This is a genomic window from Enterobacter sp. CC120223-11 (assembly GCF_900215375.1).
Taxonomy (GTDB): Bacteria; Pseudomonadota; Gammaproteobacteria; order Enterobacterales; family Enterobacteriaceae; genus Scandinavium.
Genome location: NZ_OBEF01000004.1, coordinates 259692 through 272879, shown reverse-complemented (window position 1 = coordinate 272879; position 13188 = coordinate 259692). Strand labels below are relative to the sequence as shown.

At 57.6% G+C, this 13188-nt stretch carries 9 protein-coding genes and 1 tRNA gene; 3 read left to right on the top strand and 7 right to left on the bottom strand.

The genetic code is table 11. The features are described from left to right. Positions 1 to 95 precede the first annotated feature (95 nt). A tRNA-Ile gene (locus CRO87_RS07070) sits at positions 96 to 171 on the bottom strand. 127 nt (positions 172 to 298) lie between these two features. Here CRO87_RS07070 and mug point away from each other — a divergent pair. Then, a complete protein-coding gene (mug, locus tag CRO87_RS07065; protein WP_097162225.1) occupies positions 299 to 805 on the top strand; it encodes a G/U mismatch-specific DNA glycosylase in 507 nt (168 codons plus the stop codon). A gap of 29 nt (positions 806 to 834) precedes the next feature. Here the strand turns inward: mug and CRO87_RS07060 are convergent, their stop codons facing one another. The 4 genes from CRO87_RS07060 to rpsU form a co-directional block, all read right to left on the bottom strand. Beyond that, positions 835 to 1248 carry a hypothetical protein gene (locus CRO87_RS07060; RefSeq protein ID WP_097162224.1) on the bottom strand — a complete coding sequence of 138 codons (414 nt, stop codon included), beginning with the start codon at positions 1246 to 1248 and terminating at the stop codon, positions 835 to 837. Between the two features lie 284 nt (positions 1249 to 1532). Beyond that, positions 1533 to 3380 (bottom strand): RNA polymerase sigma factor RpoD, encoded by a 1848-nt coding sequence (rpoD, locus tag CRO87_RS07055; RefSeq protein WP_097162223.1) that lies wholly within the window; start codon positions 3378 to 3380, stop codon positions 1533 to 1535. A gap of 155 nt (positions 3381 to 3535) precedes the next feature. Continuing rightward, complete coding sequence (dnaG, locus tag CRO87_RS07050) at positions 3536 to 5281, bottom strand: DNA primase (RefSeq protein WP_097162222.1); 1746 nt, start codon at positions 5279 to 5281, stop codon at positions 3536 to 3538. Between the two features lie 115 nt (positions 5282 to 5396). Continuing rightward, complete coding sequence (rpsU, locus tag CRO87_RS07045) at positions 5397 to 5612, bottom strand: 30S ribosomal protein S21 (RefSeq protein WP_001144069.1); 216 nt, start codon at positions 5610 to 5612, stop codon at positions 5397 to 5399. 226 nt (positions 5613 to 5838) lie between these two features. Here rpsU and tsaD point away from each other — a divergent pair, with 226 nt between their 5' ends. Both tsaD and CRO87_RS07030 read left to right on the top strand, forming a co-directional pair. Next, a complete protein-coding gene (gene tsaD, locus CRO87_RS07035; protein ID WP_097162221.1) occupies positions 5839 to 6852 on the top strand; it encodes a tRNA (adenosine(37)-N6)-threonylcarbamoyltransferase complex transferase subunit TsaD in 1014 nt (337 codons plus the stop codon). A gap of 155 nt (positions 6853 to 7007) precedes the next feature. After that, positions 7008 to 8954 carry a TonB-dependent copper receptor gene (locus CRO87_RS07030; RefSeq protein ID WP_097162220.1) on the top strand — a complete coding sequence of 649 codons (1947 nt, stop codon included), beginning with the start codon at positions 7008 to 7010 and terminating at the stop codon, positions 8952 to 8954. Positions 8955 to 9051: 97 nt separating this feature from the next. On the opposite strand, the gene CRO87_RS07025 is transcribed toward CRO87_RS07030, so the two are convergent. Together CRO87_RS07025 and CRO87_RS07020 are read right to left on the bottom strand one after the other, a co-directional pair. After that, positions 9052 to 9738 (bottom strand): response regulator transcription factor, encoded by a 687-nt coding sequence (locus tag CRO87_RS07025; RefSeq protein ID WP_097162219.1) that lies wholly within the window; start codon positions 9736 to 9738, stop codon positions 9052 to 9054. Between the two features lie 83 nt (positions 9739 to 9821). Then, entirely contained in the window at positions 9822 to 13187 is a 3366-nt protein-coding gene (locus CRO87_RS07020) for an ATP-binding protein (RefSeq protein ID WP_097162218.1), read from the bottom strand. Between the last annotated feature and the right edge of the window lies 1 nt (position 13188).

Sequence of the window (13188 nt, the reverse complement as noted above, 5' to 3'; positions counted from 1 at the left end):
GTTGCTTGTAAGGCAAAGAGGGGGCACTGCGGATGCGGGCGACAAAAAAAGCCACTCATCCGAGTGGCTTAATCATATGAATCTAAAGCTAAATTTGGTGGCCCCTGTTGGGTTTGAACCAACGACCAAGCGATTATGAGTCGCCTGCTCTAACCACTGAGCTAAGGGGCCGTGGCGGGGAATTATAATGGAACTGCCGCGCGCAATCCAGCACCAACCACTGCGTGTGCTGTTTTTATAAACAATGGCTTATCAATCCCTTATACTTTCTTCACTCTACATTCAGACGAGTGATGTCATGGTTAACGATATTCTTCAGCCCGGCCTGCGGGTGGTGTTCTGCGGGATCAATCCGGGTAAATCTTCCGCGCATCTGGGTTTACCTTTTGCTCATCCGGCGAACCGTTTTTGGAAAGTGCTGCATTTATCGGGCTTTACCGACAGACAGCTCAAACCGGAAGAGGCCAGTCTTATGCTGGATTACGGCTGTGGGGTGACTAAGCTGGTCGAGCGGCCCACGGTGCAGGCGAACGAGATTGCGCTCCAGGAGTTGCGTGAAGGCGGGCGAGGGCTTATCACTAAAATGCAGGATTACCAGCCGAGAGCGCTGGCGATTCTTGGCAAGCAGGCCTTTGAGCAGGCGTTCAGCCAGCGCGGTGCGCAGTGGGGCAAGCAGCAGGTGACCGTCGGGGACACTGAGGTCTGGGTTTTACCCAACACCAGCGGCTTAAGCCGGATCAAGCTGGATAAACTGGTTGAGGCGTTCAGCGAGCTGGATCAGGCATTAATCGCGCGCGGGCTGTAACCCGGCGTCAGGCGCCGGGCCTGGCGAGATTAGAGTTGATTCGCCTGGTTGATCATCGTCTGTCCCAGCGTGCTCTGAATGCGGTAGCAAAGCGATTTCATGTGCGAGTCGTAGGCGCCGGTCACCAGATCCTCAATCTGCGGGTTCACATCTTCTTTCACCGCAAGGTACCTGCTGGTTTTGCGGGTGAGGACCTGCATTTCACCGCTGTAGCGTTTATAGCTCTTCGGATTATAGGTTTTCAGCGCGGTCAGTTGCTTCACGCAGGCGTCGTTGGCGGTAAGCGTTGGTTCGTTGCTGACGGTTTGTGCGGCAGCGGGCTGTGGCTCCACCACGACTGGCTGGGCAGGGGGAGGCGTGACTACGGATTTTGGCGTATTTTGCGGTTGGTTGGCACAGCCTGCCAGCGCGATGCAAAGCATCAGAAGCCAGGTTTTATTCATTGTGTTTTTGATTCCTGCGAGGTTTTCATAGTCTAAAGGGAAATCACGACGTGATGCGGTGTCTGATTCACCTCATCTCTAAGCGCCATTAAAAGGAAAAAACTTAATATTACAGGGGGAAATTCTGCGGCGATGAGTATAGAGCGGGGGCAGCCAGGTTCAAAAGTCGCATAAGCGCTCAGAGGTCAGGCTAAATCTGCAAATTGCGTGGGGAAAGCGGTGCTTGAGAGCAAAAAAAAAGCCACACGTAAGTGTGGCTTTTCTGTCGTCGGAGCCTGGCGAAATTAATCGTCCAGGAAGCTACGCAGCACTTCAGAGCGGCTTGGGTGACGCAGCTTACGCAGCGCCTTCGCTTCGATCTGACGGATACGTTCGCGGGTTACGTCGAACTGTTTACCCACTTCTTCCAGCGTGTGGTCGGTGTTCATGTCGATACCGAAACGCATACGCAGCACCTTCGCTTCACGCGCGGTAAGACCCGCCAGCACGTCGTGCGTTGCCGCACGCAGGCTTTCGGTGGTCGCCGAATCCAGCGGCAGCTCGAGGGTGGTATCCTCGATGAAATCGCCCAGATGTGAATCTTCATCGTCACCGATTGGGGTTTCCATGGAGATTGGCTCTTTGGCAATTTTCAGCACTTTGCGGATCTTGTCTTCCGGCATCAGCATGCGCTCGGCCAGCTCTTCCGGCGTCGGCTCGCGGCCCATTTCCTGCAGCATCTGGCGGGAGATACGGTTGAGCTTGTTGATGGTCTCAATCATATGCACCGGAATACGGATGGTGCGCGCCTGATCCGCGATGGAGCGGGTGATCGCCTGACGGATCCACCAGGTAGCGTAGGTGGAGAACTTGTAACCGCGACGGTATTCGAACTTATCAACCGCTTTCATCAGGCCGATGTTGCCTTCCTGAATCAGGTCCAGGAACTGCAGGCCACGGTTGGTGTACTTCTTGGCGATGGAAATCACCAGACGTAAGTTCGCTTCAACCATCTCTTTCTTCGCACGGCGGGCTTTCGCTTCACCAATGGACATACGACGGTTGATGTCTTTTACCTGCTCGATGGTCAGGCCGGTCTCTTCTTCAATCTGCTGCAGCTTCTGCAGGCCGCGCTGAACGTCTTCTTTTACGTCGTTCAGTTTTTCAGACCACGGCTTGTTCATCGCCACGGCGGCGTTGAACCAGGTTTCGCTGGTTTCGTTGCCGGTGAACAGGGTGATGAAGTTTTTCTTCGGCATTTTGCACTGTTCAACGCACAGCTTCATGATGATACGTTCCTGGGTACGGACGCGCTCCATCATGATACGCATGCTGTTGACCAGGTAATCGAACTGTTTTGGCACCAGGCGGAACTGTTTGAACACTTCAGACAGTTTCTGGATCTCTTCCTGAGACGCGGCGTGGCTACGGCCTTTGGCTTTGATCGTGTCGCGGGTCAGTTCGTGCTGGGTGCGCAGCTCGCCGAATTTCTCGCGTGCCAGCTCCGGATCGATGCTGTTGTCGTCATCGCTGGAGTCGTCGTCGCCATCTTCTTCGTCTTCATCTTCGTCATCGTCCTGCTCTTCCTGGGAGAGCTCAGAACCGACGTGGGTGGCGGTTGGCGCCATGTCTTCTTCTGCGTTCGGATCGACGAAACCGGTGATCAGGTCAGAGAGGCGTGCCTCTTCCGCTTCCACGCGATCGTACTGCTCAAGCAGATAAGTGATCGCTTCCGGGTACTCTGCAACGGAGCACTGCACCTGGTTGATGCCGTCTTCGATACGCTTGGCGATGTCGATTTCGCCTTCGCGGGTCAGCAGCTCAACGGTACCCATTTCACGCATGTACATGCGTACCGGGTCAGTGGTACGCCCGATTTCGGATTCAACGCTGGACAGCACCTGGGCAGCCGCTTCTTCCGCGTCTTCGTCGGTGTTGTTTGAGTTTTCAGCCAGCAGGAGATCATCGGCATCCGGTGCTTCTTCCATCACCTGAATGCCCATGTCATTGATCATTTGGATGATGTCTTCGATCTGATCGGAGTCGACGATATCTTCCGGCAGATGGTCATTGACCTCGGCATAGGTCAGATAGCCTTGCTCCTTACCACGCTGGACAAGAAGCTTGAGCTGTGACTGCGGGTTTTGCTCCATAAGACGGTATCCACACTTAATTCATTGATTGGTGTCGGTCGGCGAAACTCGTTTACCGACTTTTAAAGCGAGGGCCTGCTTATATTATTGCCGCTGCGCCTCGGGGCGGCTTTCGGGGGCTTCCCGATTGATATTCGGCACTTAAGCCGTTGAATTCATTTTTTGGCCAGTTCCTGGTTTAGCGTCCAGAGCTCCCGGCGTTCTTCACTGCTTAACCCGTGTGTGCGGTCGCGAGCTATCAACTCTTCTTGCCGCTGGACCAGCAGTGAATCAAACATATGGTTTAACGAGTCGGTGAAGGTTTGTTCAGCAATTTCCTTATCTGCTATATCGTCCCACATCGACAGTTTTTCAAGGGTTGCGGCCTCATTTGTGCCGCGATACTGTTCAAGCATCTGGCCGGTTGTCAGCCCAGGCTGCGACAAACAAGTGTTGACCAGTTCAGAAAATAAGCCAAGCCCGGGCAGCTTTTTCGGATCAAGCCCGGTCAATGGTGGCACCAGAGCGGCAAGCTCCGGGTTCTGCACCAGTAACCCTATTAGTATACGCATGGTCGTGCGTTTTAGCTGTGGCGCGGGGCGGGCAGCGCCACTTTCTGCCTGTTTTGGCATTAAACGTTCAAGCTGCGCGTCGTCCAGAATACCAAGCTTCTTGCCCAGCTCCTGGCGCAGATAAATGCGCAGCGTTTCGCCCGGCACCTGAGTAATCAGCGGTAGCGCCAGCGTGCTGAGCATGGCCTGACCATCACGCGTACTCAGATCGACCTGCGGCATCAGGCTGTTGAACAGAAACGTGGAGAGCGGCAGTGCCTGATCCATCCGCGCTTCAAACGCCGCTTTGCCCTCTTTACGCACCAGCGTGTCCGGGTCTTCGCCGTCCGGCAGAAACATAAAGCGCAGCTGACGGCCATCGGTCATATACGGCAGCGCGGTTTCCAACGCTCGCCATGCGGCATCGCGGCCTGCACGGTCGCCGTCGTAACAGCAGATAACGTTGTTGGTCACCCGGAACAGCAGCTGAATATGGTCGGCCGTTGTGGAGGTGCCCAGCGATGCGACGGCATAGTTAATGTCGTACTGCGCCAGCGCCACCACGTCCATATAGCCTTCGACCACCAGCAGACGCTGCGGTTCAGCTTCGGTTTGCTGCGCTTCATAAAGGCCATACAGCTGGCGGCCCTTATGGAAAATATCGGTTTCCGGGGAGTTAAGGTACTTCGGCATGCCATCGCCCAGCACGCGGCCACCGAAACCAATCACCCGGCCTCGCTTATCGCGGATGGGGAACATCACCCTTTCGCGGAAACGGTCGTAACTGCGGCCCTGATCGTTGGTGACTAACATGCCCGCATCGGTCAGCGACTGCTGATTTTCACGGTTGTTGCCAAAACGCTTCAGGACGTTGTCCCAGCCCGGCGGCGCATAGCCAATCGCAAATCGGGCGATGACTTCGCTGCTCAAACCGCGCTTCGTCAGGTACTGACGCGCAGGTTCGGCGACGGGTTGGTTCAGGGATTGCTGATAAAATGCGCTCAGGCCGTCCATGAGTTGATAGAGACTTTGCCGCTGATGGCGTTCTATCTGGGTCGGACCGGAGCCTGCTTCATACGGCACTTCGAGGTTGTGCATGGCCGCCAGCTCTTCGACGGTTTCCACGAACTCGAGCTTGTCGTAGTTCATCAGAAAGTCGACGGCGTTGCCGTGCGCACCACAGCCGAAGCAGTGATAAAACTGTTTCTCACCGTTAACGGTGAAAGAGGGGGTTTTCTCGTTATGGAACGGACAGCACGCGTGATAGTTCTTGCCCTGCTTTTTCAGCTTAACGCGCGCATCGATCAGATCGACGATGTCGGTTCTCGCCAGCAGGTCATTGATAAAGACACGTGGAATACGTCCAGCCATAAGCCCCGTTAAGTTTTACCAATACATAAACGAAAATAAGCCGCGCATTCCTTCCGGAAGCACGGCCTTTACAGCTTGAACTCAGTCTGGATTAAGAGCGTGCGCTCTTAACAGATTAGTACAGACGAGTGCGGCGTGCGTTTTCGCGAGCCAGTTTCTTCGCGTGACGTTTCACAGCAGAAGCTTTAGCGCGCTTACGTTCGGTCGTTGGTTTTTCATAGAACTCACGACGACGAACTTCAGCCAGAACACCTGCTTTCTCGCATGAACGTTTGAAGCGACGCAGTGCTACGTCGAACGGCTCGTTTTCACGTACTTTAATTACCGGCATGTAACTCTCACCTTTATAAATTCGGTTTGCCGCTGGCATCGACGCCAGCTTATTTCAAAATGGTGCGGAATTTTACTGCAACTGTCGCTGCTTTGTAAAGCACCAATGCCGTTTTTGAACGGGACTTTTGTAAGGGGCACGAGTATACACGAAGTCGGCCCCGAGGGTATACATCAACCCGCATTCGCCCTACACTGCGCGGTATTGAAATGAGGTAAAACGAACCATGCGTGTACTGGGAATCGAAACATCCTGCGATGAAACCGGCATCGCTATTTATGATGACGAACAGGGGCTTTTAGCCAACCAATTGTATAGTCAGGTGAAACTTCACGCGGATTACGGCGGCGTTGTGCCGGAGCTGGCCTCCCGCGACCACGTGCGTAAAACCGTGCCGCTGATTCAGGCCGCGCTGAAAGAAGCCAATCTGTCGGCAAAAGAGATTGATGCCGTGGCCTATACCGCAGGTCCGGGCCTGGTCGGTGCGCTGCTGGTTGGCGCAACCGTGGGCCGCGCGCTGGCGTTCGCATGGAACGTACCGGCCATTGCCGTTCATCATATGGAAGGGCATTTGCTGGCGCCGATGCTGGAAGATAACCCGCCGGAATACCCTTTCGTGGCGCTGCTGGTCTCCGGCGGTCACACTCAGCTTATCAGCGTGACGGGCATTGGCGAATACGAGCTGCTCGGCGAGTCCATTGATGATGCGGCAGGTGAAGCCTTCGATAAAACGGCGAAGCTGCTGGGCCTTGATTATCCTGGCGGCCCGATGCTGTCAAAAATGGCCTCTCAGGGCACAGAAGGGCGTTTTGTCTTCCCGCGTCCGATGACGGATCGTCCGGGCCTTGATTTCAGCTTCTCAGGCCTGAAAACCTTCGCGGCGAACACCATTCGCTCGAACGGCAACGACGACCAGACCCGCGCCGATATCGCCCGTGCGTTTGAAGATGCGGTGGTGGATACGCTGATGATCAAATGCCGCCGCGCGCTGGATCAGACTGGCTTCAAGCGTCTGGTCATGGCGGGCGGTGTGAGCGCCAACCGCACTCTGCGTGCGAAGCTTGCTGAGATGATGCAAAAACGCGGTGGGGAAGTGTTCTACGCGCGTCCGGAATTTTGTACCGACAACGGCGCGATGATCGCCTATGCCGGTATGGTGCGTCTCAAAACGGGCGTTAATGCTGATTTAGGCGTGACAGTTCGTCCGCGCTGGCCGCTGGCTGAGCTGCCTGCCGCCTGATGGTTTAATGCCGGGGCTTCCCGGCATTTCCTGTACCTTCCAGATATTTCCTGAATTTGCCGGGGCCTTTCTTGCCCGTCTGGCGTGTATTCCCCCGCGTCGTTTCACAACAATAGACACACTATTTTTCGGACTTGATTCAACGGAAACTGATTATGTCTATTGTCCCCGTGCGCGGGAAACGCACCAGGATAGCATCCCGTCCGCTGCTGCTGGCTCTCTGCTGCGCTGCAGCCTTTCCGGCCACCGCCGAACAGGTCATGACCGTCACCGCGCCCGATCGCGATCCGGGCAGGCTTATCACCTCGACCCAGACTCCCCGGCAGCCGGTTCCGGCGAGCGACGGGGCGGATCTGCTGAAAACCATTCCGGGTTTTTCTGTTGTGCGCAGCGGGGGAAGCAATGGCGATCCCGTTCTGCGGGGCATGTTCGGTTCCCGGCTCAATATTCTGACTGACGGCGCATCGGTGCAGGGGGGCTGCGGTTCGCGCATGGATACGCCAACCGCATACATTACGCCCAAAAGCTACGACACGCTGACGGTGATCAAAGGCCCACAAACGGTAACGCACGGGCCGATGGCACCTGCGGGAACGCTGCTTTTCGAGCGCCAGCCAGAGCTGTTCAGTGAGCCGGGCATCAAGGGCTCTGTCGACCTGCTTCAGGGGGCAAACGGACGCTCGGATCAGAACGTCAACGCCGCGTTCGGCAACGCCTCCGGCTATGTTCGTCTCGACGGTAACCGTTCGGTATCGGACGACTATCGCGACGGTAACGGGCAGGTCGTCCCGAGCCTGTGGCGCAAATGGAATGGCGGCGTGACCGTCGGGATGACGCCGGATGACGATACCCTGGTGGAAGTGAGTGCGAGTGCCGGTGACGGCAAGGCTCGCTACGCCGGGCGCATGATGGACGGCAGCCGCTTTGCACGCCGCAGTGCGACGGTGAAGCTGGAAAAATACAACCTGAGCGACACCCTGAGTAAGATCAGTCTCGAGAGCTACTACAACGACACCGACCATATTATGGATAACTACAGCCTGCGTGAGCCTGTGGGGCCGAAGCGCAGTACTGAAGTCGGGGGCGTCACCTGGGGCAGCCGTCTGAGCGGCGTTTGGGAAGATGAAACCACGCAACTTACCGCCGGAACGGATGTGATGCGCAAGTCACATCGTAAAAAGAGTGGCGGAGAGTGGCGTGACGATGCCGTGTTCACCCAGTTTGGCGCGTTCGGTGAGCTTCGCCAGGCGGTCAGCGATGACAGCACCGCGATCGTCGGGGCGCGCCTGGACAGCATTAAAGCGGACGATAAGCGCGCCCAGTCTCAGGGCTCGCGCAGCAGCGTCCTGCCGGGGGCGTTTGCCCGCTATGAGTTTCTGCTCCCTGATGCGCCGGTGATGATCTACAGCGGCATTGGCTACACCGAGCGTTTCCCCGATTACTGGGAGCTCTTTTCCGGAAAAGCCGGCAAGGAGAGCTTCAGCACGCTGAAAAGTGAGAAGACGCTACAGTGGGACAGCGGCCTGCAGTTTAAGGGCGACGAGGTGAACGCCTGGGCCTCGGTTTATGTGGGGCGCATTGCCGACTACATCCTCTTTGACTACAGTCGCGTGCCTTCTCAGGCCAGCAATATCAACGCCACCGTGATGGGCGGCGAAACCGGTGCCAGCTGGCAATTTGCGCCGCACTGGACGCTGGAAAGTACCCTCAACTACGCCTGGGGCGAAAACCGTTCTGACGGCACGCCATTGCCGCAGATGCCGCCGCTGGAAGGGCGACTGGGGATTAATTATGAGCAGGATAGCTGGAGTACCGGCCTGATGTGGCGAGGGGTTGCACCGCAGCACCGGGTGGCAAAACAGCAGGGCAACGTAGTGGGACAAGATTTCGGCCCGAGCGCCGGGTTTGGCGTGCTGGCCTGGAATGCGGATTACGCCGTGACCAACAATCTGATGCTCAGCGCCGGTATTGATAACCTGCTGAATAAAGCCTATAGCGAGCACCTGAATCTGGCCGGAGCCAGCGAGTTTGGCTACGCCTCCCGGCAGCAGATTGCTGAGCCGGGACGTACCTGGTGGCTGGAGATGAACTATCACTTTTGAACCCGAATGAGTCCTGCGACCGCTGCCTCTCTTCCCCTTTTTTGAGAGTGCAATTTTGGCCTGTGTTGCCCTACCGCCTTCTTCCAGGCGGTTTTTTTTAGATGGCGATGTCAAACATCTGGGTTTTGGCAAGCAGGCAGTAGAGCTGGCAGTCGCTGCTGACGCCCATTTTCTCCATCGCGCGCAGCTTATGGGCACTGACTGTTTTATTGCTGAGGTGCATTTGCTGGGCAATTTCGGTCAGATTGAGCCCTTTACAGAGCATGCGCAGCACGTCGATTTCCCTTGGCGAGAGCTCCTGTTCGGCCTGCTTTCCCGACTGAAAAAGCGAATTCATCAGCTCACGCTCAATATACACTTCACCGTTCACCACTGAACTTAGCGCCCGGCTGAGCGTCTTCTCGCAGGTGTCGCGGCTGATGTAGGCTTTGGCCCCCGCTTCGAGCGTCATCCGGATAAGCTGCGTATTTTTATAAGGGGAGAGCACCACGATTTTCAGCTGCGGATATTTGCGGTTCAGCCATTTGATGAGCAGCACACCGTCCATGCCGCTGATCGGGTTCGGGCTTTTCCAGGTCGCTAAGGAGAAACCGAGAAACAGAATATCCACCTCCTGGCTGGAGAGCAGCGTCAGCAGCCCGGAAGGGGATGAGGTATCACCCACCACGCTGAACTCCGTTCGCGAAACCAAATCGCCTGACAGGGGGGGCATGTTCATGATCATCGAGAGCACGCCACGGCGAATAATCGTGTGTTCATCGGCGATAGCAAGACGGATATTCATGGTCATTTCTCCGGAAAAAAGGGGACGATAAGGACGTTGTCGTCGAATGCGAAGAAAGATACCGCCTTCATAGAGAGCATTCTTTAGTACTTGTCAGATAATTCTCCCAGCCGCTTATCCAGCCGGGCCAGGCTGTCGCGCATGAGGCTGGAGAAGCGTTCGGCGAGAAGGGGAAGCCTGTCAGGCTCCAGAATGCCTGCGCTGAGCAGTTCGGGTAAGGCTTCTATTGCCTGGCAGCGGCGGACCGTTTCACGCATCGCAAACAGGCTCCAGGAAGCCTTCAGCCGGTGCGCCGAATGGCTCAGCTTTTCCGCGGTAAGCCCTTCTTCGCTGAGCGCCAGTAGATCCTGCCTGATGGCCTCACTCATCTGCTGGTGCATCAGTTCAATCACCTCCCGGCGCCCGTCGGCCAGCTGCCAGAGGCCTTCTGGATCGGGCGTATCGTCCTCAGGAGACCCCCATTCTGCCAGCGCCTGGCGTAGATCTCCGGTGGTCAGTGGTTTGCGCAGCAGCGCATCCATGCCCGCATGCCGCGCCCGGTCGTTCTCTTCCTGCAGGGCATTGGCTGTACATCCCAGCAGGACGCGCGGTGCCTCAATCAGCCCGGCGATATCATTCAGTAAAATCAACGAGGCAAGCTGGTAGCCGTCCATGCCAGGCATCTGGCAATCGGTGATCAACACTTCCACCGGATGACTGGCAAGGTGCGCAAGCGCTTCATTGGCGCTCGAGCAGGAGATAGCCTGCAGGCCCAGTTTTTCCAGCTGCAGCCCAAGCACAGTCAGGTTTGCCGGATAGTCGTCCACGATCATGATGCTGTCCTGCCTGAGCGGCAGGTTTTCCGGTTCGCTGTCCGTTTGGGGCTGTGCAATTGCGGGCCGAAGCGGCAGCAATACCGTGGCTGATGTGCCTTCTCCGGGGGCGCTGGTTAGCGTCAGGCTGCCGCCCATCAGCTCCACCAACTGATAGCAAATGGCGAGCCCTAGTCCGCTACTCTGGGGCACCGAGTGGTCAGCCTGGAACCAGGGCTTGCCGAGGGAGGGCATCGCCTGTGGGGAGATCCCGATCCCCGTGTCGCTGATGTTCAGGCGAAGCAATTCACCCTCCTGATTGACCTGGAGTCGCACCTCGCCCTCTGAGGTGTACTTAATGGCGTTCCCGAGCAGGTTGGCCACTATCTGATTCAGCCGGGCTTTATCAAAGCAGAACAGCGTGTTGCGGGGGAGGGCGAGCGTGGCATGCCAGCGTAACCTCTTACCCGCAGCGCTGTGAGAGAACATCTCTGCGCTGGCGTGCAGGGTTTCCCACAAATTATGTACGGCAGGTTCAAGATGAAGCTCGCCCGCTTCAATGCGTGAAAGGTCGAGAATATCGCCGATCAGATCCCGAAGGCTGCCTGCTGCCTGCCACGCGACGTTGAGGTTGTCGCTGTGCCCTTTTTCGAGCTCCAGCAGGCCAAGCACCGCGTTGAGCGGGGTGCGAATATCGTGACTCATGCGGGCGAGGAAGTCCGATTTCTCATGGCTGGCGCGGTTTGCTCTCTCAAGGGCTTCGTTGAGGGCGGCGGTCAGGGCCGCCTTTTCACTGATGTCGACCCAGCCGCCGACGATCCCCTGTGGGTGACCGTTGTTATCGGTATAACGGCACAGCCACCAGTAGAGCGTAGTGTCGTTACCTGCAAAACGCGTTTCCCCTGTCAGCGGCTCCGGGGCGTTAAGCAGCGCCAGTCTGAGGGGAAGCGCCAGCTGACTCGCCAGCTCACCGAGCGGAAGGCGCGAGAACTGGCTGCCTTCTTCCGGCACTTCGGTCAGCAAGGGGACGCGAAGAAAGGCTTCGTTATAACGCTGTAGTCTGCCGGAGGGATCGCAGACAAACAGCGGTACCGGCGCGTTGTTCATCAGCGTTTGCCACAGCGCCAGGGCGTTGTGCAGCGCGGCGGTATCCTGCTCCCGCTGTCGGCGCTGGCGCTGGGCAGTACTCCAGGCCACCAGGGCGATCAGCGCCGCACAGAAAGAGACAATGGCCAGCATGATGAGCCACAGCGAGCGATCCGGCGCAGGCGGCTGTTCGGTGAGGACCGCCAGCGGCTTTGCCCGATGATTGACGATATCGGCCCGGGTGACGGAGGCGAGGATCGCCGACACCCGCTGAGCATCCGTCGGGTTCGCTATCTCCGGGACGAACCACAATGGCGTGTCCGGCAGGCTCAGAGGCGTGAGCTGCATGCTGCTTTCTTCCCTCTGGCGCAGGGCGTAGTTAAGCGCGTAGGCATCGCCCGCGATCCCATCGGCGCCCCCGGCGTGCAGCAGCTCAAAGGCCTGAGGCAGGTCTTTTACCCGGACAAGCTCCTCCGCGGGCAGTCGCTTATTCAGCAGCGCGCTCAGGGGAGAATGGGCGAGAACAGCAATCCGCCGGTGCCGTAAGGACGAAATATCTCCGGAAAGTGCCTTGTTCGAGGGGCTGACGAGTCCCCAGCTCAGCGCATCAAAGCTGATAGCCTCGGCAGAGGGCGCGGTCTGGCTTGCAACAATCCGCAGGCTTGGCCGATCGCCAGCTGATGGCGGGGCGTTCAGGGTCGTGTCCAGCCTGAAGTTGAGGGAAAAGTGGTTGGCCGGAAACAGACTCTGTAAGAGTTCGTACCAGACGCCGTGCAGCCGTCCGTCCGGCGTCAGCTGCACCAGCGGTGGCGGTGCGGCAGGGAGCAGCACCCGCAGCGTCAGGCGAGGCGCATTTTCATTGGCCGGTGGATTACGGGCGCTGAATACGCTCCCGGCAGGCAGTAGCCATTTCTCCTCCATCCAGTGGGCATCTTCCGGGTTCATGGCGCGAATCTGCGCATTCAGCTCTGCCAACGCATCGGTTCGTTCCGGGAGTGCCCAGCCCCGGAAGTGCAGCGGCGGAAGATTTTCCTGCGGCTCCAGCAGCAGAGTCGTGGCGGGCGAGCGGGCAAGCCAGCTGCGCAGGATAAATTCCGGGGCAATTACCCGGCGGGCATCGCCCAGAATCATCTGCCGCACGTTTTCTTCCGTGGAGGAGGAGCCCACCTGCGAGCAGGGAGGCGTCAGCGCGACCGGCTGTTCGGGAAAGCAGAGGGTGGCACCGCTCCCGTTGATCAGGCTGAGCGAGGCCAGGGGAAACGTCAGCATAGGTTCACTGGCCACCAGGTTTTCCGCAGGAGAACGGGCGGCAATCAGCAGGTCGACCTGGCGCTGCTTCAGGGCGCTCAGTCCCTCAGCCGGGGAGGCGTAACGAGTGATTTGTGGCTGGAGAGCATTACTGAACAGAATGCTGAGTTCATCGTCCAGAATGCCCGGGGTTCCTTTGGGCTGCATAAAGGGCGGTGGCGCGTTGAGCAGGCCTATTCGCAATGCGTCAGCCCTGGCCGAATGGATAAGCAGCAATCCTGTTCCAGCGAGCACCAGCAGCGCTGCGAGCAAGCCTTTACGCATA

Excerpts from the sequence above, each read along its gene's own strand:
- mug (WP_097162225.1), top strand. The coding sequence starts at position 299 with ATGGTTAACGATATTCTTCAGCCCGGCCTGCGGGTGGTGTTCTGCGGG.
- CRO87_RS07060 (WP_097162224.1), bottom strand. The coding sequence starts at position 1,248 with ATGAATAAAACCTGGCTTCTGATGCTTTGCATCGCGCTGGCAGGCTGT.
- rpoD (WP_097162223.1), bottom strand. The coding sequence starts at position 3,380 with ATGGAGCAAAACCCGCAGTCACAGCTCAAGCTTCTTGTCCAGCGTGGT.
- dnaG (WP_097162222.1), bottom strand. The coding sequence starts at position 5,281 with ATGGCTGGACGTATTCCACGTGTCTTTATCAATGACCTGCTGGCGAGA.
- rpsU (WP_001144069.1), bottom strand. The coding sequence starts at position 5,612 with ATGCCGGTAATTAAAGTACGTGAAAACGAGCCGTTCGACGTAGCACTG.
- tsaD (WP_097162221.1), top strand. The coding sequence starts at position 5,839 with ATGCGTGTACTGGGAATCGAAACATCCTGCGATGAAACCGGCATCGCT.
- CRO87_RS07030 (WP_097162220.1), top strand. The coding sequence starts at position 7,008 with ATGTCTATTGTCCCCGTGCGCGGGAAACGCACCAGGATAGCATCCCGT.
- CRO87_RS07025 (WP_097162219.1), bottom strand. The coding sequence starts at position 9,738 with ATGAATATCCGTCTTGCTATCGCCGATGAACACACGATTATTCGCCGT.
- CRO87_RS07020 (WP_097162218.1), bottom strand. The coding sequence starts at position 13,187 with ATGCGTAAAGGCTTGCTCGCAGCGCTGCTGGTGCTCGCTGGAACAGGA.